Genomic DNA, 24,804 nt, shown 5'->3' with positions numbered 1-24,804 from the left:
GCAGCCGACATAAAACCCAGCCATAAAAAAAGGCCACCCGAAGGCAGCCCTTAAAAAACTAGAGAGGTTTTTTGCTTACACGGCCGCTACAGGGCGCATGTAAGAGATTGGTGCGGTGCTGGCGTCTTCGAACGTCACGACTTCCCAAGCGTCTTTCTGCTCAATCAACTTGCGCAGCAGCTGGTTGTTCAGTGCGTGGCCGGACTTGAAGCCCTTGAACTCACCAATCAGGCTGTTGCCCAGCAGGTAGAGGTCGCCGATTGCATCGAGGATCTTGTGTTTGACGAATTCGTCTTCATAACGAAGGCCGTCTTCGTTCAACACGCCATCGGAATCGACCACGATCGCGTTTTCCACGCTGCCACCGAGTGCGAGGTTGTGCTTGCGCAGGTACTCGATATCACTCATGAAACCAAAGGTACGCGCGCGGCTGACTTCTTTGACGAACGAAGTGCTGGAAAAATCCACGCTTGCACTCTGGGTGCGGTCACGGAAAACCGGGTGATCGAAATCGATCTCGAAGCTCACCTTGAAACCTTCGAAAGGGACAAAAGTGGCGCGCTTGTCGCCGTCTTCCACTGTCACTTCCCGCAGGATGCGGATGAACTTCTTGGCCGCGTCCTGCTCTTCCAGGCCAGCCGATTGAATCAGGAATACGAAAGGTCCGGCGCTGCCATCCATGATCGGGACTTCGGACGCGGAGAGCTCGACGTAGGCGTTATCGATGCCCAGGCCAGCCATGGCCGAGAGCAAATGCTCCACCGTGTCCACTTTGGTGTCACCGTTGACCAGCGTGGTCGACATAGTGGTTTCACCAACGTTTTCCGCGCGAGCAGGAATCTGCACCACAGGGTCGAGGTCGGCACGACAAAACACAATGCCGGTGTCGACAGGCGCGGGCTTGAGGGTCAGATAGACCTTCTCGCCGGAGTGCAGGCCGACACCTGTGGCACGGATAATATTCTTCAGGGTGCGTTGTTTAATCATGGCATGGGCCGCTTCAGCGCAAATTGCGAACTGGTATCAACAAAGGCTGGCGATGATAGCAGACCAGACCTTTGCTGAACACCAATCACCCGTATACCCCTGATACATTCCATCAATCGGCCTGACGACGCAGGAATGCCGGGATGTCCAGGTAATCCAGATCGTCTTGCGGATTCATCTTCGCGGCAGTCGCAGCACCGGCCTGAGCCTGGTTGCGCATGACGGTCGGACGGTCCAGGTCACGGTAGTTCACCGCGGGAGCTTCCTGACGAGCGGCAGCTTGCTGCTGTGGCTGCGAAGCCATGGCGGTCTGCACGGTGTTGTCGATCACCTTCATCGGTTTCTCGATTTTCGCGCCCAGGCCAGTGGCAACCACGGTCACGTGCAGTTCGTCACGCATGTCCGGATCGATAACGGTGCCGACCTTGACCATCGCGTGGTCGGAAGCGAACGCCTCGATGATGCTACCCACGTCGGAGTACTCGCCCAGGGACAAGTCCGGACCGGCGGTGATGTTTACCAGAATGCCGCGGGCGCCCTGCAGGTTCACATCTTCGAGCAGCGGGTTGCGGATGGCCGCTTCGGTGGCTTCGCGTGCACGGTTCGGACCGCTGGCGCAGCCGGTGCCCATCATCGCCATGCCCATTTCGGACATCACGGTGCGTACGTCGGCAAAGTCGACGTTGATCATGCCCGGACGCTTGATGATGTCGGAGATACCGCGAACGGCACCGGCCAGTACGTCATCGGCCTTGGCGAAAGCCGACAGCAGGCTGGCGTCCTTACCGAGGATGGTCAGCAGCTTCTCGTTGGGGATGGTGATCAACGAGTCGACGCTTTCGCTCAGCGCGCGGATGCCTTCATCGGCGATCTGCATGCGCTTGCGGCCTTCGAACGGGAACGGACGGGTCACCACCGCAACGGTGAGGATGCCCATTTCCTTGGCCACTTCGGCAATGATCGGCGCTGCACCGGTACCGGTACCGCCGCCCATGCCAGTGGTGATGAACACCATGTTGGTGCCAGCCAGGACTTCAGCGATGCGCTCGCGATCTTCCAGGGCAGCCTGACGGCCAACCTCGGGATTCGCGCCGGCACCCAGGCCCTTGGTCACGCCGGTACCGAGTTGGAGGATGGTCCGGGCGCCGATGTTTTTCAGCGCCTGAGCATCGGTGTTGGCGCAGATGAACTCAACGCCTTCGATGTTGCTCTTGACCATGTGGTTGACAGCGTTGCCGCCGCCACCGCCGACACCGATTACCTTGATAACCGGGCTGGCGGGGATGTTGTCTACGAGTTCGAACATTTTCCCTCTCCTTTCATTCTCTAGTTTTTTCGCCTACTGCGTTTGTTGCCGTCTTGCAACGCCGGGCCTGAAACCCGACGCCTGAATCTGAAATCGTTTAGAAATTGCCCTTCACCCAAGCCTGGAGCCGCTCGAACAGCGGTGCCTTGGGCTCTTCGCTGCTGTAGCTGTCACGGCTGCCGATGCCCGAGAACGAGATCCCGTCGGATTGCTTTTGCAGGCCGTACATCAACAGGCCCACGCCAGTCGAATAGATCGGGTTGCGCACCACGTCATCCAGGCCCTTGACGCCATGGGGCACGCCCAGGCGCACCGGCATGTGGAAAATCTCTTCGGCCAGCTCGACCGCGCCTTCCATCTTCGACGTACCGCCGGTCAGCACGATGCCGGCCGGGATCAGGTCTTCGTAGCCGCTGCGGCGCAGTTCGGCCTGGATCAGCGTGAACAGTTCGTCGTAGCGCGGCTCGACCACTTCGGCCAGGGCCTGGCGCGACAATTCGCGCGGCGGACGGTCGCCGACGCTCGGCACCTTGATGGTTTCACCGGCACCGGCCAGCTTGGCCAGGGCGCAGGCGTAACGGATCTTGATTTCCTCGGCGTACTGGGTCGGGGTGCGCAGCGCCATGGCGATGTCGTTGGTCACCTGGTCGCCGGCAATCGGGATCACTGCCGTGTGGCGGATGGCGCCTTCGGTGAAGATCGCGATGTCGGTGGTGCCGCCGCCGATGTCGACCAGGCACACGCCGAGTTCTTTCTCGTCGTCGGTCAGCACCGAGTAGGCCGAAGCCAGTTGCTCAAGGATGATGTCGTCGATTTCCAGGCCGCAGCGACGCACACACTTCTCGATGTTCTGCGCGGCGTTCACGGCGCAGGTGACCACGTGGACCTTGGCCTCCAGGCGTACGCCGGACATACCCAGGGGCTCGCGTACGCCTTCCTGGTTATCGATCACGTAATCCTGCGGCAGGGTGTGCAGCACCCGCTGGTCGGCCGGAATCGCCACGGCCTGTGCCGCGTCGAGTACGCGCTCAAGGTCGGCGGAGCTGACTTCACGGTCCCGAATCGCCACGATGCCGTGGGAGTTCAGGCTGCGGATGTGATTGCCCGCGACACCGACGAACGCCGAGTGGATCCGGCAACCGGCCATCAGCTGCGCTTCTTCGATGGCGCGCTGGATCGATTGGACGGTGGACTCGATGTTCACCACCACGCCTTTCTTCAAGCCACGGGACGGGTGTGTACCGATCCCGACGATGACCAGCGTGCCGTCGTCCGCGACCTCGCCTACCAGCGCTACCACCTTGGAAGTGCCGATATCCAGACCGACGATCATTTTTCCGCTTTGCACGTTTGCCATGGGTCCTGCCTCTTCTTAATTCTTCGCGACGGCGGGTTCGGCCGTCGTCGGCGCTACAGGTTCCCGCCAGCCAACAGCGAGGCCGTTGGCGTAGCGCAGATCGATGCGCGCAATGTTCGTAATCTGTTCTTTGAGCGTCTTGTCATAGATGGCAATGAAGCGGCGCATCTTTTCCACCAGGTTGCCGCGCCCGAGCAACAGCTCGATGCCCGGCCCCGAGCTGCCCGCGCCAGTGGTCAGGAACCAGCTGCCGCGCTCACGCAATTCCAGGCGCGCGATGGAGAAGCCCAGTGGGCGCAACATCTGACTCAACACCTGGTATTGCTGCATCACTTGCTGCTGGGCCCGCTGTGGACCGAACAGTTGTGGCAAATGTTCATAATTGGCCAGTTCCCGTGGCGTAAACGCCTGGCCCTGATTGTTCAACAGCGACTCGTCGCCCCAACGGGCCACCGGCAGCTGCTCTTCCAGACGAATCGACACCTGGTCCGGCCATACCCGCCGCACTTCGGCGTGGGCGATCCAGGGCATCTGCTCCAGCTCGGTGCGCATGCCCGCCAGGTCGATGGTGAAGAAGCTCGACGCGACGAACGGAGCGATCCGCTGCTGCACCGCCTGCTGGCTGATGTAGCTCAGGTCACCCTGGACGTTGATCCGGGCGATCGGCCGATCGGCATAAGGCAGCAGCCGCTGCGCGCCTTCATACGTGCCGAACCCCAATACCACCAGCATCACTGGCCAGAACAGGCTCTTGAGAAAGCCAAAATTGGCTTTCGGCAAGCGCGCCGACATCGGCTCTTTGGCCACCATTCGGCTGGCACCCCGCGGCACCGGCTTGCGACCGGGTGCGGATGGCTGATGACGAAGCGATGCGCCTTGCATGGCTTAACCCCTGGACTCTTGATTGCCGACACTGGCGGCCAGGATCGACAGCACCAGTTGCTGGAAATCCAGGCCGGCAGCGCGAGCCGCCATCGGGACCAGGCTGTGATCGGTCATGCCGGGGGCGGTGTTGACTTCCAGGAACCAGAACTGCCCATCGGCGTCCTGCATCACGTCCGCCCGCGCCCAACCGGCGATACCCAGCGCCTCACAGGCCTTGGCCGTGAGGTCCATCAATTGTTTTTCCTTGGCAGCGTCCAGCCCGCAGGGAATGCGGTACTGGGTGTCATTGGCGATGTACTTGGCGTCGTAGTCGTAGAACGTGTGGGGCGTGCCCAGCGCAATCGGGGGCAACACCTGGTCACGCAGGGTGGCGATGGTGAACTCGGGACCGGTGATCCATTGCTCGACCAACACTTGCGAATCGTAGGAACTGGCGTCCTTCCAGGCTGCGGTCAACTCAGGCAGCGAATTCACTTTCGCCATGCCGATACTTGAACCTTCATGGGCCGGTTTGACGATCAAAGGGAAGCCCAGTTCCGTCGCCGCCGAAATACAATCGGCCTCGGACGCCAGCACCGCGTGACGCGGCGTCGGGATGCCGAGGCTGTGCCAGACCTGTTTGGTGCGCAACTTGTCCATCGCCAGGGCGGAAGCCAGGATGCCACTGCCGGTGTAGGGGATGCCCAGGCATTCGAGCAAGCCCTGCATGCTGCCGTCTTCGCCGCCACGGCCATGAAGGATGATGAAGGCGCGATCGATCTTTTCGCTCAGCAGGCGCTGCAGGAAGTCGTCGCCCACGTCGATGCCGAATGCGTCGACACCGGCGCTTTGCAGGGCTTGCAGCACGGCGTTGCCGGACTTGAGAGAGACCTCGCGCTCGGCGCTCTTGCCACCGAACAGCACGGCCACGCGGCCGAAGGCTTTCGGATCAAGGGTCGAGACCAGGTTGGCGTAGGCAGCAGTCATTTCAGTTTCCCCTCGCTGGAGGCCACGGTGGCTCCGGCGAATAACGGACTTTTCAACAGTTTCGGGGCCAGGCCACCGATATCACCGGCGCCCTGGCAGAGCAGGATGTCGCCGGCGCGCAGCAGCGGCTTGACCAGCGGCGCGAGGTCCACGCCGCGGTCGATGTAGATCGGGTCCAACTGGCCGCGCTGGCGGATGCTGTGGCACAGCTGACGGCTGTCGGCGCCCGGGATCGGCTCTTCGCCGGCCGGGTAGACTTCCATCAACAGCAGCACGTTGGCGTCGGCCAGCACCTGGACGAAATCGTCGTACAGGTCGCGGGTGCGGCTGTAGCGGTGCGGCTGGTAGACCATCACCAGCCGACGCTCCGGCCAGCCACCGCGCACGGCCTTGATCACCGCCGCGACTTCGGTCGGGTGATGGCCGTAGTCGTCCACCAGCATCACGTTGCCGCCGTCCACCGGCAGCTCGCCGTAGACCTGGAAGCGTCGACCCACGCCCTGGAACCCCGACAGGCCCTGGACGATGGCTTCATCGCTGACGCCTTCGTCGGTGGCGATGCAGATGGTCGCCAGCGAGTTGAGCACGTTGTGGTTGCCGGGCATGTTCACCGACACGTCCAACGGCTCGCGATCAGGACGCAGCACGGTGAAGAACGTCTGCATGCCCTGCTGGCGCACGTTGATGGCGCGCACGTCGGCGTCTTCGCCAAAGCCGTAGGTCACGGTCGGACGCTTGATCAGCGGCAGGATTTCGCGCACCACCGGATCGTCCAGGCACACCACCGCCAGACCGTAGAACGGCAGGTTGTGCAGGAATTCGACGAAGGTTTTCTTCAGTTTGTTGAAGTCACCGTCGTAGGTCGCCATGTGGTCGGCGTCGATGTTGGTGACCACGGCCACCAGCGGTTGCAGGTGCAGGAAACTTGCATCGCTCTCGTCGGCTTCGGCGATCAGGTAGCGGCTGGTGCCCAGTTGGGCGTTGGTGCCCGCGGCGTTCAGGCGCCCACCGATCACGAACGTCGGGTCCAGGCCACCGGCAGCGAACACCGAGGCGATCAGGCTGGTGGTGGTGGTCTTGCCGTGAGTACCGGCGACGGCGATGCCGTGGCGATAGCGCATCAGCTCGGCGAGCATCTCGGCGCGCGGCACCACGGGGATGCGACGCTCCAGGGCGGTGGCGACTTCCGGGTTGGAAGTGTTCACGGCGCTGGAGACCACCAGCACATCGGCGTTGGCGGCGTTCTCGGCACGATGGCCGATGAAAATCTGTGCACCGAAGGATTCCAGGCGCTCGGTGACCGGCGAAGCCTTCAGGTCGGAACCCGAGACCTGGTAACCCAGGTTCAGCAACACCTCGGCGATCCCGCACATGCCCACGCCGCCGATCCCGACGAAGTGGATGCGGCGGATGCGGCGCATTTCCGGCTGCGGCATGGCTTTGCGATTCTCAACCATGGGCCACCTCCAGGCAGGTATCGACCACTTGGGCCGTGGCATCGGGTTTGGCCAGGCGGCGCGCGGCGCGGGCCATGTCTTCGAGTGTTTGCGGCTGCATCAAGACCTCTGTCAGGCGCGCGGCTAGATCCGCGGCGCCAGTCGTTCTTTGTGGCATCAGGAAGGCAGCGCCTTCGCGGGCCAAATAATCGGCGTTGCGGGTCTGGTGATCGTCGATGGCGTGGGGCAAAGGCACCAGCATCGAGGGCAGACCGGCGGCAGCCAGTTCACTGACGGTCAGCGCGCCTGCGCGGCAGACCACCAGGTCGGCCCAGCCATAGGCTTGGGCCATGTCTTTGATGAAAGGCTGCACTTGCGCCTCGACGCCAACGGCGCGATAGCGCTCGGCGGTCACTTCATCGTGGTTTTTGCCAGCCTGGTGAAACACTTCAGGGCGCAATTCGGCGGCGACCTGGGACAAGGCTTCGGGCAGCAGTTTGTTCAACGGTTCCGCTCCCAGACTTCCACCCAGGATCAGCAAACGCGCCTTGCGTCCGGCCAGGGCCGGGCGCGGTGTATCGAGGAACAGCTCCGTGCGCACCGGGTTACCGGTGGTGCGACGGCTGCCCGACAGGGTAAAGGTGTCGGGGAAGGCTTCACACACTCGAGCGGCCAACGGCACCAGTAACCGATTGGCGGTACCAGCGACCGCGTTCTGCTCATGAACGATCACCGGCACACCGGCCAGTTTTGCCGCGACGCCGCCAGGACCGGTCACATAACCGCCGAAGCCGACGACACACACCGGCCGCAGCCGACGGATGACCGCCCGCGCCTGCCAGATCGACTTGAGCAGCATCAGCGGTGCCTTGAGCAGCGACAGCTTGCCTTTGCCTCGCAGGCCACTGGCGTTGATCCGATGCAGCTCGAGGCCGGCGGCGGGTACAAGTTCATTCTCGATGCCCCGGGGCGTACCCAGCCAATGCACGGTGTAGCCGCGCGCCTGGAACTCCCGGGCACAGGCCAGCGCCGGGAATACATGCCCGCCGGTTCCGCCCGCCATGATCAGCACGTTAGCGCCCATGAGTCGGCTCCTCGGCGAAGTCGCTTTCATGGAATTCCATTTCCTCACTGCCCAGGTGGGTTCGACTTTCCCACTCGATGCGCAGCAACAGGCCGAGACAGGCACAGCAGATCACCAGGGAGCTGCCGCCATAACTGAGGAACGGCAGCGTCAGGCCTTTGGTAGGCAGCAGACCGACGTTCACCCCGATGTTGATCAGGAACTGGCCGATCCAGAGGAACGACAGGCCGTACGCCACGTACGCGGCAAAGAACTGCTTGGCCTTCTCGGCCCACAAGCCGATGTACATGCCGCGCACACAAACGAAGACGAACAGCGCGACGGTGCACAGGGAACCCACTACCCCCAGCTCCTCGGCGAGAACCGAGAACACGAAGTCAGTGTGAGCTTCCGGCAGGTAGAACTGCTTTTGCACACTGTTGCCCAGGCCCACGCCCAGCCACTCGCCGCGACCGAAGGCGATCAACGCCTGGGTCAACTGGTAGCCGGAACCGAACTGGTCGGCCCACGGATCGGTAAAGGTGATCAGGCGCGCCATCCGGTACGGCTGGGCCTGCACCAGGACGGTCACTGCCGCGAACGCCAGCGCTACCATCAGGGTGAAGCGGAACAGCCCGACACCGCCAAGGAACAGCATTGCGGCCGCCGCGCCCATCATCACCACCGTCGCGCCGAAGTCCGGCTCCATCAGCAGCAGGCCGGCCATCGGCAGCAGCACGATGAACGGCTTGAAGAAGCCCATCCAGCTCTCGCGCACTTCTTTCTGACGACGCACCAGGTACCCGGCGAGGTAGATCACCACAAAGACCTTGGCGATTTCCGAAGGCTGCACGTTGAAGAAGCTGAAGCCGATCCAGCGCATGGAGCCGTTGACCTCGCGGCCAATACCCGGCACCAGCACCATCACCAACAGGCCGAAGGCTCCGAGCAGCATCAGCCAGCCCAGGCGTTGCCAGGTGGCGATCGGCACCATCATCGTGACAATGCACGCGCCCAGGCCGATCACCAGGTAAATCAGGTGGCGGATCATGTGATAAAGGGTGTTGCCCGATTGCACGGCGGCCACTTCCGACGAGGCGGAGGTGATCATCACCAGGCCCAGGCCGAGCAGCGCCAGGCAACCGGCGAGCATCGGGAAGTCCAGGTCGATACCGCGACCGGTAATCAGCGGCGACGGGTACGGCTTGATGATATTCATCAGGCTCATGCCAAGTCCTCCGCAGCCCGGGCGAACAGTTGCCCGCGCTCTTCGTAATTCTTGAACATGTCGAAACTGGCGCAGGCCGGCGACAACAGCACGGCATCGCCCGGTTGCGCGAGGGCACGGCATTGCTGCACGGCTTCGTCCAGCGAAGCGACGCGATCCTGCGGCACGGCATCGCCGAGGGCCTGGGCGATCAGTTCGCGATCGCGGCCCATCAGCACCACGGCACGACAGTTGGCCGCCACCGGATCGCGCAGGTCTTTAAAATCGGCACCCTTGCCGTCGCCACCGGCGATCAGCACGAGCTTGCCCTGGATGTCCGCGCCGAGGCCTTCGATGGCAGCCAGGGCGGCGCCAACATTGGTGGCCTTGGAATCGTTGTACCAGGCCACGCCATCCAGGTCGCGCACCCACTGGCAGCGGTGCTCGAGCCCGGCAAAGCTGCGCAGCGCCGAAAGCATGGCGTCGAACGGCAGCCCGACGGCATGCCCGAGGGCCAGCGCGGCCAGGGCATTGGCCTGGTTATGGGCGCCGCGAATCTTCAGTTCGCGCACCGGCATCAGGTTCTGGAATTCGAAGGCCAGATACTTCTCGCCGTTCTCTTCGCGCAAACCGAAGCCTTTGAAATCTGGAGCGCCGAGGCCGAAAGTCCAGCATGGCAGCCCTTCGCTCATCAGCGGACGGGTCAAGGCGTCCTGGCGGTTGAACACCACTTGCCGGGCACCACGGAAAATCCGGTGCTTGGCCAGGTGATAGGCCGGCAGGCCGCTGTAGCGGTCCATGTGGTCTTCGCTGATGTTCAGCACGGTGGCCACTTCAGCGCCTAGGTGATCGGTGGTCTCGAGCTGGAAGCTCGACAGTTCCATGACGTACAGCTCGACCTCGTCGCTGAGCAGATCCAGCGCCGGGGTGCCGAGGTTACCGCCTACGGCGACACGCTTGCCGGCGGCCGCGGCCATTTCACCGACCAGCGTGGTGACGGTGCTTTTCGCATTGGAACCGCTGATGGCGATAATCGGCGCCTTGGCGTTGCGCGCGAACAGCTCGATGTCGCCGGACAATTTCACGCCACGGGCCGCGGCAGCCTGCAGGGCCGGGGTCGCCAGGGCCAGGCCGGGGCTCACGTAGAGTTCGTCGGCGCGGCACAGGAACTCGACGTCCAGCTCGCCACAACGCACATCCACCTGGGGATAGTCACGACGCAGCGTGGCCAGCTCAGGCGGATTTTCCCGCGTATCGGCGACGGCAAACGACACACCCCGGTTCGCCAGGAAGCGAACCAGGGACATGCCGCTCTTGCCGAGGCCGACAACGATGCGGAAGTGGTCAGAAGCGATCAGGGACACTCGTTCTACCTCAGCTTCAGGGTGGCAAGGCCGATCAGCACGAGAATCACGGTGATGATCCAGAAACGGACGATCACGCGCGGCTCGGGCCAGCCCTTGAGTTCAAAGTGGTGGTGTATCGGCGCCATGCGAAATACCCGGCGGCCGGTCAATTTAAAGGAAGCAACCTGAATGACGACTGACAGGGTCTCCATCACGAACACGCCGCCCATGATGAACAGGACGATTTCCTGGCGAACGATGACGGCGATGGTGCCCAGGGCCGCGCCCAGCGCCAGCGCACCGACGTCGCCCATGAAGACTTGCGCCGGGTAGGTGTTGAACCAGAGGAAGCCCAGGCCGGCACCGATCAGCGCGCCGCAGAATACGATCAGCTCGCCCGCCCCCGGCACATAAGGAATCAGCAGGTATTCAGCGAATTTCACGTTACCCGACAGGTAGCAGAAGATTCCCAGCGCACCACCGACCATCACCGTCGGCATGATCGCCAGGCCGTCGAGGCCGTCGGTGAGGTTGACCGCGTTGCTCGAACCGACAATCACCAGGTAAGTCAGTACGATGAAACCTGCGCCCAGCGGGATGCTGTAGTCCTTGAGCATCGGCAGGATCAGAGTGGTTTCCACCGGCGAGGCGGCGGTCATATAAAGGAAGATCGCCGCGCCGAGGCCGAACACCGACTGCCAGAAATATTTCCAGCGGCTTGGCAGCCCACGGGAGTTCTTCTCGATGACCTTGCGGTAGTCGTCGACCCAGCCAATGGCGCCGAAAAACAGCGTCACCAGCAGCACGACCCAGACGTAACGGTTCGCCAGGTCGGCCCAGAGCAAGGTGCTGATACCGATGGACGACAGGATCAGCGCGCCGCCCATGGTCGGGGTGCCGGATTTGGACAGATGCGACTGCGGGCCGTCGTTACGAACCGACTGGCCGATCTGCAGGCTCTGCAGGGTGCGGATCATCCACGGGCCCAGGAACAGCGACAACGACAACGCGGTCAGCACACCCAGGATCCCGCGCAGGGTCAGGTACTGGAAGACCGCGAAGCCTTTGTGGAACTGTTGCAGGTACTCCGCTAGCAGCAGCAGCATTAATGTTTCTCCATACGGGTGCCGCACAAAGCCGCAACGATGTTTTCCATCGCCGCACTGCGTGAGCCCTTGATCAATAGGGTGGTGTTCGGGTCTTGCTCGGCGCCCAGGGCCTGGATCAGCTCGGCCTGCGTGGTGAAATGCTGTGCGTGCTCGCCAAACGCCGCCACGGCGTGGGCCATCATCGGGCCGACGGCGTACAGCGCATCGACCTTGCCGCGCGCGTAGGCACCTACATCGTGATGGCCTTGCTGCGCCCACTCGCCCAGTTCACCGATATCCCCGAGCACCAGCACGGTGCGACCGGAGAAACCGGCAAGGATATCCACAGCAGCGCACATGGACGTCGGGTTGGCGTTGTAGGTGTCGTCGATGACGCGCATGCCGTTGCTCGCCAACTGCGCGACGCTGCGTCCCTTGACCGGTTGTACGGCGTTCAACCCGGCGACAATGCCCGGCAATGACACACCCAGCGCATGGGCGGCGGCCGCGGCGGCCAGGGCATTGGCAACGTTATGCGTGCCAAGCAGGTTCAACTGCACGCGCTCCGCGCCACCAGGGCTGTGCAGGTTGAAAGCCGGGCAACCACGGGCGTCGCGATCCAGGTCGCTGGCGTAGAAATTCGCCGCCAGGTTGCTCAGGGCGAAGGTCAGCACCTTGCGCTCCCCGGCCCGGCTCTTCCAGATTTCGAAGGCTTTATCGTCGAGATTGAGCACGGCGACGCCATCTTCAGCCAGCCCTTCGATGATCTCGCCCTTGGCCTCGACAATTTTCTCGGGGCCGCCGAACTCGCCGACATGGGCGGTCCCGGCGTTGTTGAGCACCGCCACGTGAGGCTTGGTCATGCCGACCGTGTAGGCAATCTCGCCGAGCCGCGAAGCGCCGAGCTCGATGACCGCGGCGCTGTGCTCCGGCGCCAGTTCGAGCAGCGTCAAAGGCACGCCGAGGTCATTGTTCAGGTTGCCACGGGTCGCCAGGACCGGACCGCGTGTGCGCAGGATGCTCGCGAGCATTTCCTTGACCGTGGTCTTGCCGCTGGAACCGGTGATGGCCGCGACCGGGTTGGCAAACGCCGCGCGATTCAGCGCACCGAGCTGGCCCAGGGCCTGGCGAGTGTCACTGACCAGCAACTGCGGCAGCGTGCTGTTGCTTACTTCCCGCTCGACCAGTGCCGCGACCGCGCCTTTGGCTGCCACCTCGTTGAGGTAATCGTGACCGTCGAAACGTGGTCCGGCCAGGGCGACGAACAACTGCCCCGGCGCGATCGCGCGGCTGTCGATGCTGACGCCGTCGAACGAGGCGTCCGCGGCGATCAGGCGCGCATTCAAAGCGTTGGTCAGCTCGCTGAGCTTCAAGGCCTTAAGCATGGGCCACCTCCCATGCGGTCAGGGCGTGATCGGCTTCCACCAGATCGGAAAAGGCTTGGCGCACGCCGTTTATCTCCTGGTAGTCCTCGTGCCCCTTGCCGGCCAGGACGATGACATCGTCCGCCGAAGCGCTGGCGATCAATTGGGCAATGGCCTGGCCACGCCCGGCCACGAAGGTGACGTTGTCGACCTCCGAGAAACCGGCGCGGATGTCGTCGAAAATGCGCGCAGGATCTTCACTGCGCGGATTGTCATCGGTGACCAGCACGCCATCGGCCAGTCGTTCCACGACCTCGGCCATCAATGGGCGCTTGCCGCGATCACGATCGCCGCCGCAGCCGAACAGACAGAGCAACTTGCCCTTGGCGTGCGGGCGCAGGGCCGTGAGGACTTTTTCCAGTGCATCGGGGGTATGCGCATAGTCGACCACCACCAGCGGCTGGGTTCCGCCGCCCAGGCGCTGCATGCGGCCGGCCGGGCCTTCGAGTTTCGGCAGCACCTTGAGAATTTCGTCCAGGGCATAGTCCAGCCCGAGCAAGGCGCCAATGGCGGCCAACACGTTGCTCAGGTTGAAACGCCCCAGCAAGGTGCTGCGCAAGTGGTGTTCGCCCTGGGGCGTGACCAGCGTGGCGCGCACGCCTTCGTCATCGAACTGCGCCTGACGGATATAAAGGTAGGCGCTGGGGTCTTCCTGGCTGTAGGTGATCAACCGGGACTCGCGTTGCTCGGCGGCCAGCTGGCGGCCGAACTCGTCATCAATGTTGATGACCCGGCACTTCAGGTCGTTCCAGGCGAACAGCCTGGCCTTGGCTTCGCCGTAGGCCTGCATGGAGCCGTGGTAGTCCAGGTGATCCCGGGACAGGTTGGTCAGCACCGCGACGTCGAACGCCAGTGCAGTGACGCGACCCTGATCGAGGCCATGGGAAGAGACTTCCATCGCCACGGCCTTGGCGCCGGCCTTCTTCAGGTCGGCCAGGGTCGCCTGCACGGCAATCGGGTTCGGCGTGGTATGCAGGCCGCTTTGCAGCGCGCCATGGAAACCGTTGCCCAGCGTTCCGACGATGCCGCAATGCTGGCCGAGCAGATCCAGCGCCTGCGCCACCAACTGGGTGACGCTGGTCTTGCCGTTCGTGCCGGTCACGCCGATCAGGTTCAGGTGACGGCTCGGTTCGCCATAAAAACGCCCGGCGATGTCCGACAGCTGCGCCGCCAGTCCCTTGACCGGAATCAGCGGAACATCGGTGATCGGCAGCACGGTTGCGCCGTTCACTTCATAAGCTACCGCCGCCGCGCCGCGCTTCAAGGCGTCGGCGATGTGGTCACGGCCATCGAAACGGGCACCCGGCACCGCCAGGAACAGGTCTCCGGCGCGCACGTCGCGGCTGTCGAGGGCCAGCTCGCGAATCAGCAGGTCATGCCCGGCGTGGGCAAAAATCTTGTTCAGGCTCAGGGACATCAGCCACGCCCTCCGTCGGCTTTCAGGGGGACGACCGGGGCGGTACTCGCCTGCTGGGTCGGCGGCAGGTTATCCGGGGTGATATTCATCAGGCGCAGGGTGCCGGACATCACTTTGCTGAACACCGGCGCCGATACCAGGCCGCCGAAATAACCGGCCTTGCTCGGTTCGTCGATGACCACCACGATGGCATAGCGCGGGTCGCTCATCGGGCCGAAGCCGGCGAACAGCGAACGATAGGAATTCTCGGCATAACCTTTGGTGCCCACGGAAGTCTTGCGCGCCGTACCGGACTTGCCGGCAACGTGATAGGCCGGAACCTGAGCGCGATAGACACCGCGCGGCGCCTCGATCACCTGTTGCAGCATGCCCTGCATGGTCTTGGCGACGTCCTCAGGGATTACCTGGGTGGTTTGCGGCGCCTTGTCGGTCTTGATCAGCGTCAGCGGGGCAATACGGCCATTGTTAGCCAGCGCGGAAAACGCGTGGACGAGCTGGATCGCCGTCACGGAAACACCGTAGCCGTAGGACAGAGTGGCTGTTTCCGCCTTGCGCCATTCACGATAGTTGGGCAGGTTGCCGACGCGCTCGCCTGGGAAGCCCAGGCCCGTGTCCTGGCCGAGGCCGATCTTCTGGGCCAGGCGATAAATCGCCTCGCCACCGATATCGAAGGCGATCTTGCTCATGCCGACGTTACTGGAGTTGATCAGGATGCCGGTCAGGTCGAGCACCGGTCCTTCGGTCTTGGATACGTCACGAATGGTGTACTTGCCGATCTGCAACGTGCCCGGATAGACCTCGACGGTGTCGCTCGGCTTCCAGCGCCCGGTTTCCAGGGCGGCGGCCATGGACACGGCCTTCATCGTCGAACCGGGTTCGAACACGTCGATCATCGCGCGGTTGCGCATCATTGCCGGCTGCAGGTTGCGACGGTTGTTCGGGTTGTAGGTCGGCTGGTTGACCATGGCGAGGATCTCGCCGGTCTTCACGTCCATGATCACCAGGCTACCGGCCTTGGCACCGTTCTCGACGATGGCGTTGCGCAGCTCGCGGTTGGCCAGGTATTGCAGGCGCAGGTCAATGGACAACGCCAAGGGCTTGCCGGCCTTGGCGTTTTTGGTGACCTGGACATCCTTGATCAGCCTGCCGCGCCGATCCTTGATGACCTGGCGCTTGCCGGCGACACCGGCGAGCCATTCGTCGTAGGCCAGCTCGACCCCTTCCCGTCCCCGGTCATCGATGTCGGTAAACCCGACCATATGGGCGGTGACCTCACCGGCCGGATAAAAACGCCGAAACTCTTCGATGCCGTAGACGCCCGGCACTTTCAGGTCGAGCACGCTCTGGCCTTGCTCGGGCGTCAGCCCGCGCACCAGATAGATGAATTCCTTGTTGGCCTGGGCTTCGAGGCGTTCGGTCAGAGCCTTGGGGTCCTGGCCGAGGGCGGCAGCCAGCGCCGGCCACTTCTCCTTGGCCTGCTGCATTTCCTTGGCGTTCGCCCACAAGGTGGTCACCGGGGTACTGACAGCCAGCGGCTCGCCATTGCGGTCGGTGATCAGGCCACGGTGAGCCGGGATCGGGATATGACGCACGCTACGGGCGTCGCCCTGCTCCTTGAGGAAGTCACGGTCGACCACCTGCAAGTCGATGATGCGCCACGAGATGGCCGCGACCATGATCCCGAGCAAACCCAGGACCAGGCGGAACCGCCACGGGAACAGCGCCCCTTCGAGCTTCATCATGGCGCCACCATCTGCACTTCAGCCGCACCGGGGATGCGCATCTTCAGTTGTTCGGTCGCCAGGACTTCGATACGGCTGTGGGCGGTCCAGGTACTTTGCTCCAGGATCAACCGACCCCACTCGGCCTGCGCCTTGTCGCGCACGCTGAGCTCGTTGTAAAGGGTGTTGAGCAACTGCCGGTTCCAATGCGCGCTGTAAGACACGGCAATGGCCGACACGAGCACGCCAATAAACAGCAGCAGCATGAAAAAGCTGCCGCCTGGCAGGGGCTTGGCGAAGAGCTTGCTCACCGCAACTTCTCCGCGACACGCATAACGGCGCTACGGGCGCGAGGGTTGGCCTTGAGCTCGGCCTCGGAGGCGAACTGCGCTTTGCCATGAATCTTGATTTTCGGTACGAAGGCCTCGAAACGCACCGGCAGATTGCGCGGCAGGTTATCGGCTTCGCCTTTGGTGAGCTTGCGCATGAACAGCTTGACGATACGGTCTTCCAGGGAATGGAAGCTGATCACCACCAGGCGCCCACCGATTTCCAGCGCCTCGAGAGCGGCTTCGAGACCGGCCTCAAGATCGCCCAATTCGTTGTTGACGTGGATACGCAGCCCTTGGAAAGCCCGGGTCGCCGGGTTCTTGCCTTTTTCCCAGGCAGGGTTGGCAACCTTCAGCACTTCGGCCAGATCACCGGTACGCTCGAACGGCTTGATGTCGCGACGCTCGACCACCGCGCGCGCCATGCGCCCGGAAAAACGTTCCTCGCCGTATTCCTTGAACACGCGGGCGATTTCTTCTACGGACGCGGTATTGACGAACTCAGCCGCGCTGATGCCACGGGACGGATCCATGCGCATGTCCAGCGGACCGTCGTTGAGAAAACTGAAGCCGCGTTCCGGGTCGTCCAGCTGCGGCGAAGACACGCCCAGGTCAAGCAACACGCCACTGACCTTGCCTGCCAGGCCGCGTTGGGCGACTTCCGAACCGAGCTCCGCAAAGCTGCGCTGCACAACGACAAAGCGGCCGTCTTCGGCCGCTAGCGCTTGCCCGGTGGCAATCGCTTGAGGATCCTTGTCGAACCCCAGCAGCCGACCGTCCGGACCGAGCTGGCTGAGAATCAGCCGGCTATGCCCGCCACGCCCGAACGTGCCGTCCAGATAGCAGCCATCAGGACGTACGGCGAGAGCCTCGACGGCTTCGTCAAGCAGTACGGTGATGTGGTTAAAGCCGCTATCAGTAGTCACAGGATCAAATCACGCAGTTCATCAGGCATGGCGCCCGGTTGTTGAATAGCAGCAAGGTCGGCGGCAGAAACCGCATTCCAGGCATCTTCGTCCCACAGCTGGAACTTGTTCAATTGGCCCACCAGCATCGCGCGCTTGTCCAGCCTGGCGTACTCGCGCAGACGCGGCGGCACCAGGAAACGACCGCTGCCGTCGAGTTCGAGGTCGACGGCATTACCGATCAGCAAGCGTTGCAGGCGACGGTTCTCTTCCCGCAGCGAAGGCAGTGCGCGCAGTTTGGTTTCGATGATTTCCCACTCATCGAGAGGGTAAACGCATAAACATGGATCAACGGCATCGATCGTGACGATTAACTGCCCTGAACTTCGCGAAACGAGCTCGTCACGATACCGGCTCGGCATGGCGAGACGGCCTTTTGCATCGAGACTGATAGCGTTAGCTCCGCGAAACACGTCAGCGTTTCTCCACTTTTTGGCGTTTTACCTTCAAAAAAACCCACTTCATGCCACTTTCCGCCACTTGCGCACACTATAGGAATGCGCCCACCGCACCGTCAAGGCACGGAATGAAGGAAAAGCCTTATAGATCGGAGATTTAGGAGCGTTTCAGGAGGGGTAACAAGAAACTGACGTAGGAAAATTCGCTTTAACTCGAAGGCACACAGGGGGCTGCACGCAGAAGTTAAAGTGATTTATTAAGAGTAAGATTTTTTTGATCTTAGGAACTGCTTCTGCCATTGATTCCGGCAGGGAGGGAAAAGGTGGAGAGTCGATCTGTAAGCCGGGTTCTGTCTTGAACAGTCATTCGTCTACGATGGCCATCACTGGACATCTTTAGCAACCTACCCGGTCCCAGCGCGGGCCACGCCTTGGGACCCTATTTGGTCTTGCTCCAAGTGGGGTTTACCTAGCCACGAACTGTTGCCAGTCGTGCGGTGCGCTCTTACCGCACCTTTTCACCCTTACCGGCGCCGAAGCGCTTAGGCGGTTATTTTCTGTGGCACTTTCCGTAGGCTCGCGCCTCCCAGGCATTACCTGGCACCTCGCCCTATGGAGCCCGGACTTTCCTCCCCCCCCTAATTTTCATAGAGGGCAGCGACTGTCCGATCGACTCTCCGCCGCGAAGGTTAACGGTAGCGCGTCCGAAGAACAAGCGCTAAAAGCCCTTGGCCAGCTTGGCGCGCCGGTTTCATTGGGCCTTCTGTTTATCCAGCGCAGCCTGATACAGCACATTCTTGCGCTCGCCGGTGATCTGCGCGGCGAGGGCCGCCGCTCGCTTGAGGGGCATTTCCTCCAGCAACAGATCAAGGATGCGCATTGCTTCGCCGCTGACCGCGTCTTCGTCCTGGGGCGGTGTCCAGCCCGCGACCAGCACCACACACTCGCCACGCTGCTGATTGCTGTCGCTCTCGACAAACGCACGCAACTGCGCCAGAGGCAGCCCCTTCAAGGTCTCGAAGGTTTTCGTCAGTTCCCGAGCCAGCAATGCCTGGCGCTCGGGACCGAACACCAGCTCCATGTCCTGGAGACATTCGAGGATACGGTGCGGCGCCTCATAAAAGATCAGCGTTCGAGGTTCCTCCTTTATAGCTTCCAGGCGCCCTCGCCGCCCCACCGCCTTGGCCGGCAGGAAACCTTCGAAGATAAACCGGTCCGATGGCAAGCCGGCCGCCGACAACGCCGCGATTAATGCGCAAGCACCTGGCACCGGCACTACATTGATACCGGCAGCGCGGGCCTGGCGCACCAGGTGGTAACCCGGATCGGAAATCAGCGGCGTGCCGGCATCGGAAATCAGCGCCACATTGTCGCCGGCCAGCAGACGGGTAATGAAACGACTGCCTTCGTCCCGTTCGTTATGTTCATGGCAAGCTGCCAATGGCGTGGAAATACAGAAGTGCTGCAGCAGACGCTGGGAGTGACGCGTGTCTTCGGCGGCGATAAGGGCGACCTCGCCAAGGATCTTCAGCGCGCGGGCGCTGATATCGTCCAGGTTGCCGATGGGCGTCGCCACCACGTAAAGCGAGCCGGCAGCGGAATTCAAAGCACCTGGAGCAGTCAAAGCGCACACCTCATGATCATGAAAGTGGGCATTGTAGCGTGTGCCGCCATTCTCAGCCGCTCACATTAACCGTTGTGGCGAGGGAGCTTGCTCCCTCCCCACGGGGTCAGACATTCGAGTGAGCAGCATCTTTGTGCTGCAATGCACGCTTTGAAATACCTAAATTGACCGATTCACACCACTAACATCGCGCCCCGGCCAGTGCTTGGGTACAATTCGACGCTAATTTGATCTCGTATCAGGAACACTTACATGATCGCTTGCCTGCGGCTGCTCTCCGCCCTCTGCCTCGCTGCCCTCCTGGCGGCTTGCGTCAGCTCGCCCTCGTCCAGCCTTGGCGAACTTCCACGGACCCCGGACGCCAGTATCGAGCAATTGCTCGAACAGGCCGCCCAGAGTAAAACCCCGGAACAGGCCGCCCTGCTGCGCTTGAGCGCCGCCGACCTGGCCTACCGCCAGGGCAATGCCGGCCAGTCCGCACAGATCCTGCAACAAGTGCCGATGGAGCAGCTCAAGCCCGGCCAGCAGATTTTCGCCAACACGCTGTCGGCCGAACTGGCGATGACGCGCAACCAGCCCAAGGCCGCGCTGACTTCGCTGAGCCATCCGAGCCTGCAGCACCTGAGCGAAATGCCCGTGGAGCAGCAAGTCCGCACCGGTACCGTCCGCGCTCGCGCCCTGGAGGCCGATGGCCAGACCCTGGCCGCCGCCCGCGAACGGATCTTCATTGCTCCGCTGCTTGAAGACGAAGCAAAGGCAAAAAATCACGAAGCCATCTGGACACTGATCGCCTCGCTGCCCACTGATCAACTGCAACCGACCACTACCGACGATCTTGGTGGCTGGCTGAGCCTGGCCAAAGCCGTGAAAACCGCCGGCACCCTGGAGCAGCAGCAAGCCGCCATCGACAGCTGGCGCGAACAGAACCCGAAACACCCGGCCGCACTCCAGTTGCCGACGCCGCTGGTCAAGCTCAAGGAGCTGGCAAGCCAGCCACTGGGCAAGATCGCCGTGTTGCTACCGCAGAATGGCCCGCTGGCCGCGGTCGCAAAAGCACTGCGCGAAGGCTTCATGGCCGCGCATTACCAAGCCCAACAGGCCGGGCAGAAGCCGCCGAGCATCCAGTTCTATGACAGCGCCAGCCTGACCTCGATGGACGACTTCTATCGCAAGGCCCAGGCCGACGGCGTACAGCTGGTGGTCGGCCCGCTGGAAAAACCATTGGTCAAACAGATCAGCACCCGCCCGCAATTGCCGATCACCACCCTGGCGTTGAACTACAGCGAAGGCGAACAAGGCCCGCCGCAACTGTTCCAGTTCGGCCTGGCGCCTGAAGACGAAGCCCGCGAAGTCTCCCGGCGCGCCCGCGCCGACGGCCTGCATCGCGCAGCCGTGATGGTGCCGAAAGGCGAATGGGGCGATCGCGTATTGAAAGCCTTCAGTCAGGATTGGCAGACCAATGGCGGGACCATCATGGCAATCGAGCGTGTCGACCAGCCGGTGCAACTGGCCCAGCAGATCGCCGACATGTTCCAGCTGCGCCAGAGCGAAGGTCGTGCCAAGAGCCTGCAAAGCACGGTAGGCACCGCGGTCGCGGCGCAGCCATCGCGTCGCCAGGATATCGAGTTCATTTTCCTCGCGTCGACCCCGCAGCAGGCCCAGCAGATCAAGCCGACCCTGAACTTCCAGTACGCCGGCGACGTGCCGGTCTACGCGACCTCCTCGGTGTTCAGCGTCAGCGGCGACCAGAACCAGTACAACGACATGAACGGCGTTCGCTTCTGCGAAACCCCATGGCTGCTCGACGCGAACGATCCGCTGCGCCAGCAGGTCACCGCGCAGTGGCCCCAGGCGGCCGGCAGCCTGGGCCGGCTATACGCGATGGGCGCTGACGCCTATCGCCTGGCTCCGCGCCTCGGCCAGCTCAAGGCCCTGCCGGACAGCCGCATCGAAGGCCTGTCGGGCAGCCTGGCTGTCTCCCCGACCCAGCGCGTGCAACGTCAGCTCCCTTGGGCGCAGTTCGTCAACGGCCAGGTCCAGCGCCTGCCGGACACTCCGCGCTGATGCCCGACCGATCGCGCCAGCAAAGCGGCAGGGATGCCGAGGGCCTCGCCCTCGCGCATCTTGAGCAACACGGCCTGCGACTGCTGGCGCAAAACTGGCTGTGCAAACGCGGCGAGCTGGATCTGGTCATGCTTGACGGCGATACAGTAGTATTCGTCGAAGTCCGCTACAGAAAAAATACCCAATGGGGTGGCGCGCTCGACAGCATTGACCAGCGCAAGCGCCAGAAGCTGGTTTTCGCGGCGCAGTATTTCCTGCAACGCGAGTCTCGCTGGGCCGATCATCCTTGTCGCTTCGACGTGGTTGCCATCGATAGCAACGTCGACCAACTGAATTGGCTGCAAAACGCCTTCGACAGTTGAGCGCAGCCGAGCCGGACACCTTCACTCAACTTTTTTGCTCTTTGCTTTGCGCGCCGCACATTTGTGCCGATAAGTCGCGCTACTTAAGGTCACACAGATGGACATGCAATCGCGAATCCGCCAGCTTTTTCAGGCCAGTATCGACACCAAGCAACAGGCGATGGACGTACTTGCACCGCACATCGAGCAAGCCAGCCAAGTGATGGTCAATGCCTTGCTCAACGAGGGCAAGATGCTTTCGTGCGGCAATGGCGGTTCGGCCGGCGACGCCCAGCACTTTTCTTCGGAACTGCTCAACCGCTTCGAGCGCGAACGTCCGAGCCTGCCGGCCATCGCACTAACGACCGATAGCTCGACGATTACTTCAATCGCCAACGACTACAGCTACAACGAAGTGTTCTCCAAACAGATCCGCGCCCTCGGCCAGCCTGGCGATGTGCTCCTGGCGATCTCCACCAGTGGCAACTCGGCGAATATTATTCAAGCGATCCAGGCCGCACATGATCGCGAAATGATTGTCGTAGCATTGACCGGTCGCGACGGCGGCGGCATGGCTTCACTGCTGTTGCCTGAAGACGTCGAGATCCGCGTACCGGCCAATGTCACCGCACGTATTCAGGAAGTCCACCTGCTGGCGATCCACTGCCTTTGCGACTTGATCGACAGCCAACTGTTCGGGAGTGAAGAATGACCCCTAATCGCCTAGGCCTTTTGGCCCTGACCCTGTGCCTCGGCATCAGCGGCTGCACATCGGTGGTTAACGCCAGCCGGGAAAAGCCGATTGAAGACGACCGCGGCACCCGCACCTTCGGCAGCAAGATCGACGACTCGTTGATCGAAACCAAAGTGGGCGTGAACATTGCCAAGGCCGACCCGGACCTGGACAACAATTCGCACATCGTCGTCACCAGCTTCAACGGCGTTGTGCTGCTGGCCGGCCAGACCCCCCGCGCCGACCTCAAGGCCAAGGCCGAACAGGAAGCCAGCGCGGTGCAGCGGGTCAAGACCGTGCACAACGAGCTGCAGGTCCTCCAGCCCTCCTCACTGCTGGCCCGCCAGAACGACGCCTGGCTGACCACCAAGATCAAGACGCAGATGCTCACCGACGCCAGCATTCCTGGTTCGCGCATCAAGGTTGTGACAGAGAACGGGATTGTCTATCTGCTGGGGTTGCTGACCAAACAGGAGGCCGCGCAGGCGACCAATCTGGTTCAGGGTGTGTCTGGGGTGCAAAAGATTGTGAAGTTGTTTGAGTACATTGACTGATAAAGTCCCCGTATAAGAACGTAATGCTGTTCACTAAACAGAATGATGTACCCGTGGCGAGGGAGCTTGCTCCCGCTCGGCTGCGAAGCGGTCGTAAACCGGCGGATGCGGTGTGTCTGATACTACGTATTTGGCAGGTTTTGGGGCCGCTTCGCGGCCCAGCGGGAGCAAGCTCCCTCGCCACGGGTTCCACGATTGCCTTAAGTGGGCAGCATTACCGTACAAGAACGGCGCTTTTCCTTAAAAGGAAAGCGCCGTTTTTTTATGCATCGCTGGTAGGCTTGGTCGGTGTGCACCCCGCTCTTGCTCTTGCTTTGGATTTTGATCTTCGACGCCCCGTTAACCACGATGGCCGAACGCAGGCATTGCGCAGTAGGCATCCCGGCATGGATGCCGGGATAGCCGCGCTGGGCCAGGGATGGCCCTTCGCGGCGGGCCCACGGAGCAATGCCGGAGTGAGGGCATGCCGAGCCTTGGCGAGGCACCGAGTGGTGGGGCAAAGCCTTTTGGGTTACTTTTTTGGCGTCTGAAAAAAGTGACCCGCCGTAAGGGCGGAACCCTAAGCAGCCGTGACCGCAGCAACGGATATGCACTCAGCCAATAAAACCCTGGCCGACTGTCAGGCCGCCATCGCGAGCAAGCTCGCTCCCACAATAGGATCGGAGTACGACCGGTAAAGATATGCCGGTTGTGAGGCCCCATTCGCGAGCAGGCTCGCTCCCACAGTTGGATCGGAGTGAAGCTGAAGAAACAGACCGGCTACTACGCCGCCTCGCTGTTGATCTTGATCTGGGGCGCCCCGTTCACCACGCTGGTCGAACGCAGGCATTGCGCAGTGGGCCTTTGATGTAGTCCGCGATGAATAGCAGTTTCAGTTCCATAGGTTTCAGCTCTCGCCATGGCATGGTCAGATCCTCGAAAACCGACCCTGCCAGTTAGAAACTGTTACCTATGTGAGTGAACTGATTTGTAACCTATGTGGGTGAGTCATACCCAAAGCCTTTTGGGTTACTTTTTTGGCGTCTGAAAAAAGTGACCCGCCGTAAGGGCGGAACCATAGGCAGCCGTTACCAAAAAAACGGATATACACCCCACTCAAGCAAAAAAATGCCCGCATCTCACGACACGGGCATTTTCTCAACCAGGTAACCGGCCTTTCACACAGACCCGATCACTTCACCACTTTCAAACTAGGCCGCCCGCTAGGACGCGGCGGCTCGTCGTCGGGCGGCAGATCCTCATCCGCCTCGAACTCTTCCTCACCGTCCAACGGCACTTCCAGCTCGAATACCATTCCCTGGCCATTCTCCCGGGCATAGATCCCCAGGATGGAGGCAATCGGCACGTACAGCGTATGCGGCACCCCACCGAAGCGCCCCTCGAAACTGACCGCATCGTTGTCCATGTGCAAATGACGCACAGCGGCCGGCGATACGTTCAAGACAATTTGCCCGTCATTGGCAAAACCCTGCGGCACCTGTACCGACGGATACTCGGCATTGACCAGCATGTGCGGGGTGCAATCGTTGTCCACAATCCACTCGTAGAGCGCGCGGACCAGATAAGGTCGACTGGAGTTCATAGCGGCTCCCT

At 62.1% G+C, this 24,804-nt stretch carries 22 protein-coding genes and 1 other RNA gene; 4 read left to right on the top strand and 19 right to left on the bottom strand.

Annotated features, from left to right (window positions below):
* Nucleotides 1–75 precede the first annotated feature (75 nt).
* The 18 genes from lpxC to rsmI all read right to left on the bottom strand — a co-directional run bounded on the left by lpxC (nt 76) and on the right by rsmI (nt 19,519).
* Nucleotides 76–987 carry a UDP-3-O-acyl-N-acetylglucosamine deacetylase gene (lpxC, locus tag J3P91_RS04770; protein ID WP_030139673.1) on the bottom strand — a complete coding sequence of 304 codons (912 nt, stop codon included), beginning with the start codon at nt 985–987 and terminating at the stop codon, nt 76–78.
* 112 nt (nt 988–1,099) lie between these two features.
* Nucleotides 1,100–2,293: a cell division protein FtsZ gene (gene ftsZ, locus J3P91_RS04765; RefSeq protein WP_305496634.1), complete on the bottom strand. Its 1,194-nt coding sequence runs from the start codon at nt 2,291–2,293 to the stop codon at nt 1,100–1,102.
* A 97-nt stretch (nt 2,294–2,390) separates the two neighbouring features.
* The gene (gene ftsA, locus J3P91_RS04760) at nt 2,391–3,650 is read right to left on the bottom strand and encodes a cell division protein FtsA (protein WP_058542749.1); all 1,260 of its coding nucleotides are present in this window, start codon (nt 3,648–3,650) and stop codon (nt 2,391–2,393) included.
* 15 nt (nt 3,651–3,665) lie between these two features.
* Entirely contained in the window at nt 3,666–4,532 is an 867-nt protein-coding gene (locus J3P91_RS04755) for a cell division protein FtsQ/DivIB (RefSeq protein WP_434569734.1), read from the bottom strand.
* Nucleotides 4,533–4,535: 3 nt separating this feature from the next.
* Nucleotides 4,536–5,501, bottom strand: a complete 966-nt coding sequence (locus J3P91_RS04750) for a D-alanine--D-alanine ligase (protein WP_305496638.1) — start codon at nt 5,499–5,501, stop codon at nt 4,536–4,538.
* Nucleotides 5,498–6,958 carry a UDP-N-acetylmuramate--L-alanine ligase gene (gene murC, locus J3P91_RS04745; RefSeq protein ID WP_305496639.1) on the bottom strand — a complete coding sequence of 487 codons (1,461 nt, stop codon included), beginning with the start codon at nt 6,956–6,958 and terminating at the stop codon, nt 5,498–5,500. The genes J3P91_RS04750 and murC overlap by 4 nt, the downstream gene beginning before the upstream one ends.
* On the bottom strand, nt 6,951–8,021 hold the full coding sequence (gene murG, locus J3P91_RS04740; RefSeq protein ID WP_434569735.1) for an undecaprenyldiphospho-muramoylpentapeptide beta-N-acetylglucosaminyltransferase: 1,071 nt from the start codon (nt 8,019–8,021) through the stop codon (nt 6,951–6,953). Before murG ends, murC begins: the two co-directional genes overlap by 8 nt.
* A complete protein-coding gene (gene ftsW / locus J3P91_RS04735; protein WP_370870999.1) occupies nt 8,011–9,228 on the bottom strand; it encodes a putative lipid II flippase FtsW in 1,218 nt (405 codons plus the stop codon). The genes murG and ftsW overlap by 11 nt, the downstream gene beginning before the upstream one ends.
* Nucleotides 9,225–10,571 carry a UDP-N-acetylmuramoyl-L-alanine--D-glutamate ligase gene (gene murD / locus J3P91_RS04730; protein WP_434602873.1) on the bottom strand — a complete coding sequence of 449 codons (1,347 nt, stop codon included), beginning with the start codon at nt 10,569–10,571 and terminating at the stop codon, nt 9,225–9,227. The genes ftsW and murD overlap by 4 nt, the downstream gene beginning before the upstream one ends.
* A gap of 5 nt (nt 10,572–10,576) precedes the next feature.
* Nucleotides 10,577–11,659: a phospho-N-acetylmuramoyl-pentapeptide-transferase gene (gene mraY, locus J3P91_RS04725; RefSeq protein WP_030139681.1), complete on the bottom strand. Its 1,083-nt coding sequence runs from the start codon at nt 11,657–11,659 to the stop codon at nt 10,577–10,579.
* A complete protein-coding gene (locus J3P91_RS04720; RefSeq protein WP_434602872.1) occupies nt 11,659–13,026 on the bottom strand; it encodes a UDP-N-acetylmuramoyl-tripeptide--D-alanyl-D-alanine ligase in 1,368 nt (455 codons plus the stop codon). The genes mraY and J3P91_RS04720 overlap by 1 nt, the downstream gene beginning before the upstream one ends.
* On the bottom strand, nt 13,019–14,482 hold the full coding sequence (locus tag J3P91_RS04715) for a UDP-N-acetylmuramoyl-L-alanyl-D-glutamate--2,6-diaminopimelate ligase (RefSeq protein WP_434602871.1): 1,464 nt from the start codon (nt 14,480–14,482) through the stop codon (nt 13,019–13,021). The genes J3P91_RS04720 and J3P91_RS04715 overlap by 8 nt, the downstream gene beginning before the upstream one ends.
* Nucleotides 14,482–16,221 carry a peptidoglycan D,D-transpeptidase FtsI family protein gene (locus J3P91_RS04710; RefSeq protein WP_305501351.1) on the bottom strand — a complete coding sequence of 580 codons (1,740 nt, stop codon included), beginning with the start codon at nt 16,219–16,221 and terminating at the stop codon, nt 14,482–14,484. Before J3P91_RS04710 ends, J3P91_RS04715 begins: the two co-directional genes overlap by 1 nt.
* Nucleotides 16,221–16,514 carry a cell division protein FtsL gene (ftsL, locus tag J3P91_RS04705; RefSeq protein ID WP_003178214.1) on the bottom strand — a complete coding sequence of 98 codons (294 nt, stop codon included), beginning with the start codon at nt 16,512–16,514 and terminating at the stop codon, nt 16,221–16,223. The genes J3P91_RS04710 and ftsL overlap by 1 nt, the downstream gene beginning before the upstream one ends.
* Nucleotides 16,511–17,458, bottom strand: a complete 948-nt coding sequence (gene rsmH, locus J3P91_RS04700) for a 16S rRNA (cytosine(1402)-N(4))-methyltransferase RsmH (protein ID WP_305496646.1) — start codon at nt 17,456–17,458, stop codon at nt 16,511–16,513. The genes ftsL and rsmH overlap by 4 nt, the downstream gene beginning before the upstream one ends.
* On the bottom strand, nt 17,455–17,910 hold the full coding sequence (gene mraZ, locus J3P91_RS04695) for a division/cell wall cluster transcriptional repressor MraZ (protein ID WP_186530428.1): 456 nt from the start codon (nt 17,908–17,910) through the stop codon (nt 17,455–17,457). Before mraZ ends, rsmH begins: the two co-directional genes overlap by 4 nt.
* Before the next feature lie 308 nt (nt 17,911–18,218).
* Nucleotides 18,219–18,572: RNase P RNA component class A (gene rnpB, locus J3P91_RS04690), an RNA gene on the bottom strand.
* A gap of 74 nt (nt 18,573–18,646) precedes the next feature.
* Nucleotides 18,647–19,519 carry a 16S rRNA (cytidine(1402)-2'-O)-methyltransferase gene (gene rsmI, locus J3P91_RS04685; protein WP_434602870.1) on the bottom strand — a complete coding sequence of 291 codons (873 nt, stop codon included), beginning with the start codon at nt 19,517–19,519 and terminating at the stop codon, nt 18,647–18,649.
* A gap of 252 nt (nt 19,520–19,771) precedes the next feature.
* Between rsmI and J3P91_RS04680 the strand changes: the two genes are divergently transcribed.
* The 4 genes from J3P91_RS04680 (at nt 19,772) to J3P91_RS04665 (ending at nt 23,211) form a co-directional block, all read left to right on the top strand.
* Nucleotides 19,772–21,583: a penicillin-binding protein activator gene (locus J3P91_RS04680; protein ID WP_434569740.1), complete on the top strand. Its 1,812-nt coding sequence runs from the start codon at nt 19,772–19,774 to the stop codon at nt 21,581–21,583.
* The gene (locus tag J3P91_RS04675) at nt 21,583–21,945 is read left to right on the top strand and encodes a YraN family protein (protein ID WP_434569741.1); all 363 of its coding nucleotides are present in this window, start codon (nt 21,583–21,585) and stop codon (nt 21,943–21,945) included. The genes J3P91_RS04680 and J3P91_RS04675 overlap by 1 nt, the downstream gene beginning before the upstream one ends.
* A 97-nt stretch (nt 21,946–22,042) precedes the next feature.
* Nucleotides 22,043–22,636 carry a phosphoheptose isomerase gene (locus J3P91_RS04670; RefSeq protein WP_007928463.1) on the top strand — a complete coding sequence of 198 codons (594 nt, stop codon included), beginning with the start codon at nt 22,043–22,045 and terminating at the stop codon, nt 22,634–22,636.
* A complete protein-coding gene (locus tag J3P91_RS04665) occupies nt 22,633–23,211 on the top strand; it encodes a BON domain-containing protein (protein ID WP_030139689.1) in 579 nt (192 codons plus the stop codon). Before J3P91_RS04670 ends, J3P91_RS04665 begins: the two co-directional genes overlap by 4 nt.
* Nucleotides 23,212–24,382: 1,171 nt before the next feature.
* On the opposite strand, the gene J3P91_RS04660 is transcribed toward J3P91_RS04665, so the two are convergent.
* The gene (locus J3P91_RS04660) at nt 24,383–24,793 is read right to left on the bottom strand and encodes a ClpXP protease specificity-enhancing factor (RefSeq protein WP_434569742.1); all 411 of its coding nucleotides are present in this window, start codon (nt 24,791–24,793) and stop codon (nt 24,383–24,385) included.
* Between the last annotated feature and the right edge of the window lie 11 nt (nt 24,794–24,804).

The organism is Pseudomonas sp. Z4-7 (genome assembly GCF_051131965.1).
In the GTDB taxonomy this organism is placed as follows: Bacteria; Pseudomonadota; Gammaproteobacteria; order Pseudomonadales; family Pseudomonadaceae; genus Aquipseudomonas.
This window is presented reverse-complemented; position numbering and strand designations above follow the sequence as displayed.

What these genes read in the sequence shown, in the direction of transcription:
- J3P91_RS04675 (WP_434569741.1), top strand. Translation starts at nt 21,583, where the DNA reads ATGCCCGACCGATCGCGCCAGCAAAGCGGCAGGGATGCCGAGGGCCTC.
- murG (WP_434569735.1), bottom strand. Translation starts at nt 8,021, where the DNA reads ATGGGCGCTAACGTGCTGATCATGGCGGGCGGAACCGGCGGGCATGTA.
- murC (WP_305496639.1), bottom strand. Translation starts at nt 6,958, where the DNA reads ATGGTTGAGAATCGCAAAGCCATGCCGCAGCCGGAAATGCGCCGCATC.
- ftsW (WP_370870999.1), bottom strand. Translation starts at nt 9,228, where the DNA reads ATGAGCCTGATGAATATCATCAAGCCGTACCCGTCGCCGCTGATTACC.
- ftsZ (WP_305496634.1), bottom strand. Translation starts at nt 2,293, where the DNA reads ATGTTCGAACTCGTAGACAACATCCCCGCCAGCCCGGTTATCAAGGTA.
- J3P91_RS04750 (WP_305496638.1), bottom strand. Translation starts at nt 5,501, where the DNA reads ATGACTGCTGCCTACGCCAACCTGGTCTCGACCCTTGATCCGAAAGCC.
- J3P91_RS04660 (WP_434569742.1), bottom strand. Translation starts at nt 24,793, where the DNA reads ATGAACTCCAGTCGACCTTATCTGGTCCGCGCGCTCTACGAGTGGATT.
- J3P91_RS04710 (WP_305501351.1), bottom strand. Translation starts at nt 16,221, where the DNA reads ATGAAGCTCGAAGGGGCGCTGTTCCCGTGGCGGTTCCGCCTGGTCCTG.
- lpxC (WP_030139673.1), bottom strand. Translation starts at nt 987, where the DNA reads ATGATTAAACAACGCACCCTGAAGAATATTATCCGTGCCACAGGTGTC.
- ftsA (WP_058542749.1), bottom strand. Translation starts at nt 3,650, where the DNA reads ATGGCAAACGTGCAAAGCGGAAAAATGATCGTCGGTCTGGATATCGGC.
- J3P91_RS04670 (WP_007928463.1), top strand. Translation starts at nt 22,043, where the DNA reads ATGGACATGCAATCGCGAATCCGCCAGCTTTTTCAGGCCAGTATCGAC.
- mraY (WP_030139681.1), bottom strand. Translation starts at nt 11,659, where the DNA reads ATGCTGCTGCTGCTAGCGGAGTACCTGCAACAGTTCCACAAAGGCTTC.
- J3P91_RS04665 (WP_030139689.1), top strand. Translation starts at nt 22,633, where the DNA reads ATGACCCCTAATCGCCTAGGCCTTTTGGCCCTGACCCTGTGCCTCGGC.
- J3P91_RS04755 (WP_434569734.1), bottom strand. Translation starts at nt 4,532, where the DNA reads ATGCAAGGCGCATCGCTTCGTCATCAGCCATCCGCACCCGGTCGCAAG.
- J3P91_RS04720 (WP_434602872.1), bottom strand. Translation starts at nt 13,026, where the DNA reads ATGCTTAAGGCCTTGAAGCTCAGCGAGCTGACCAACGCTTTGAATGCG.
- J3P91_RS04680 (WP_434569740.1), top strand. Translation starts at nt 19,772, where the DNA reads ATGATCGCTTGCCTGCGGCTGCTCTCCGCCCTCTGCCTCGCTGCCCTC.
- J3P91_RS04715 (WP_434602871.1), bottom strand. Translation starts at nt 14,482, where the DNA reads ATGTCCCTGAGCCTGAACAAGATTTTTGCCCACGCCGGGCATGACCTG.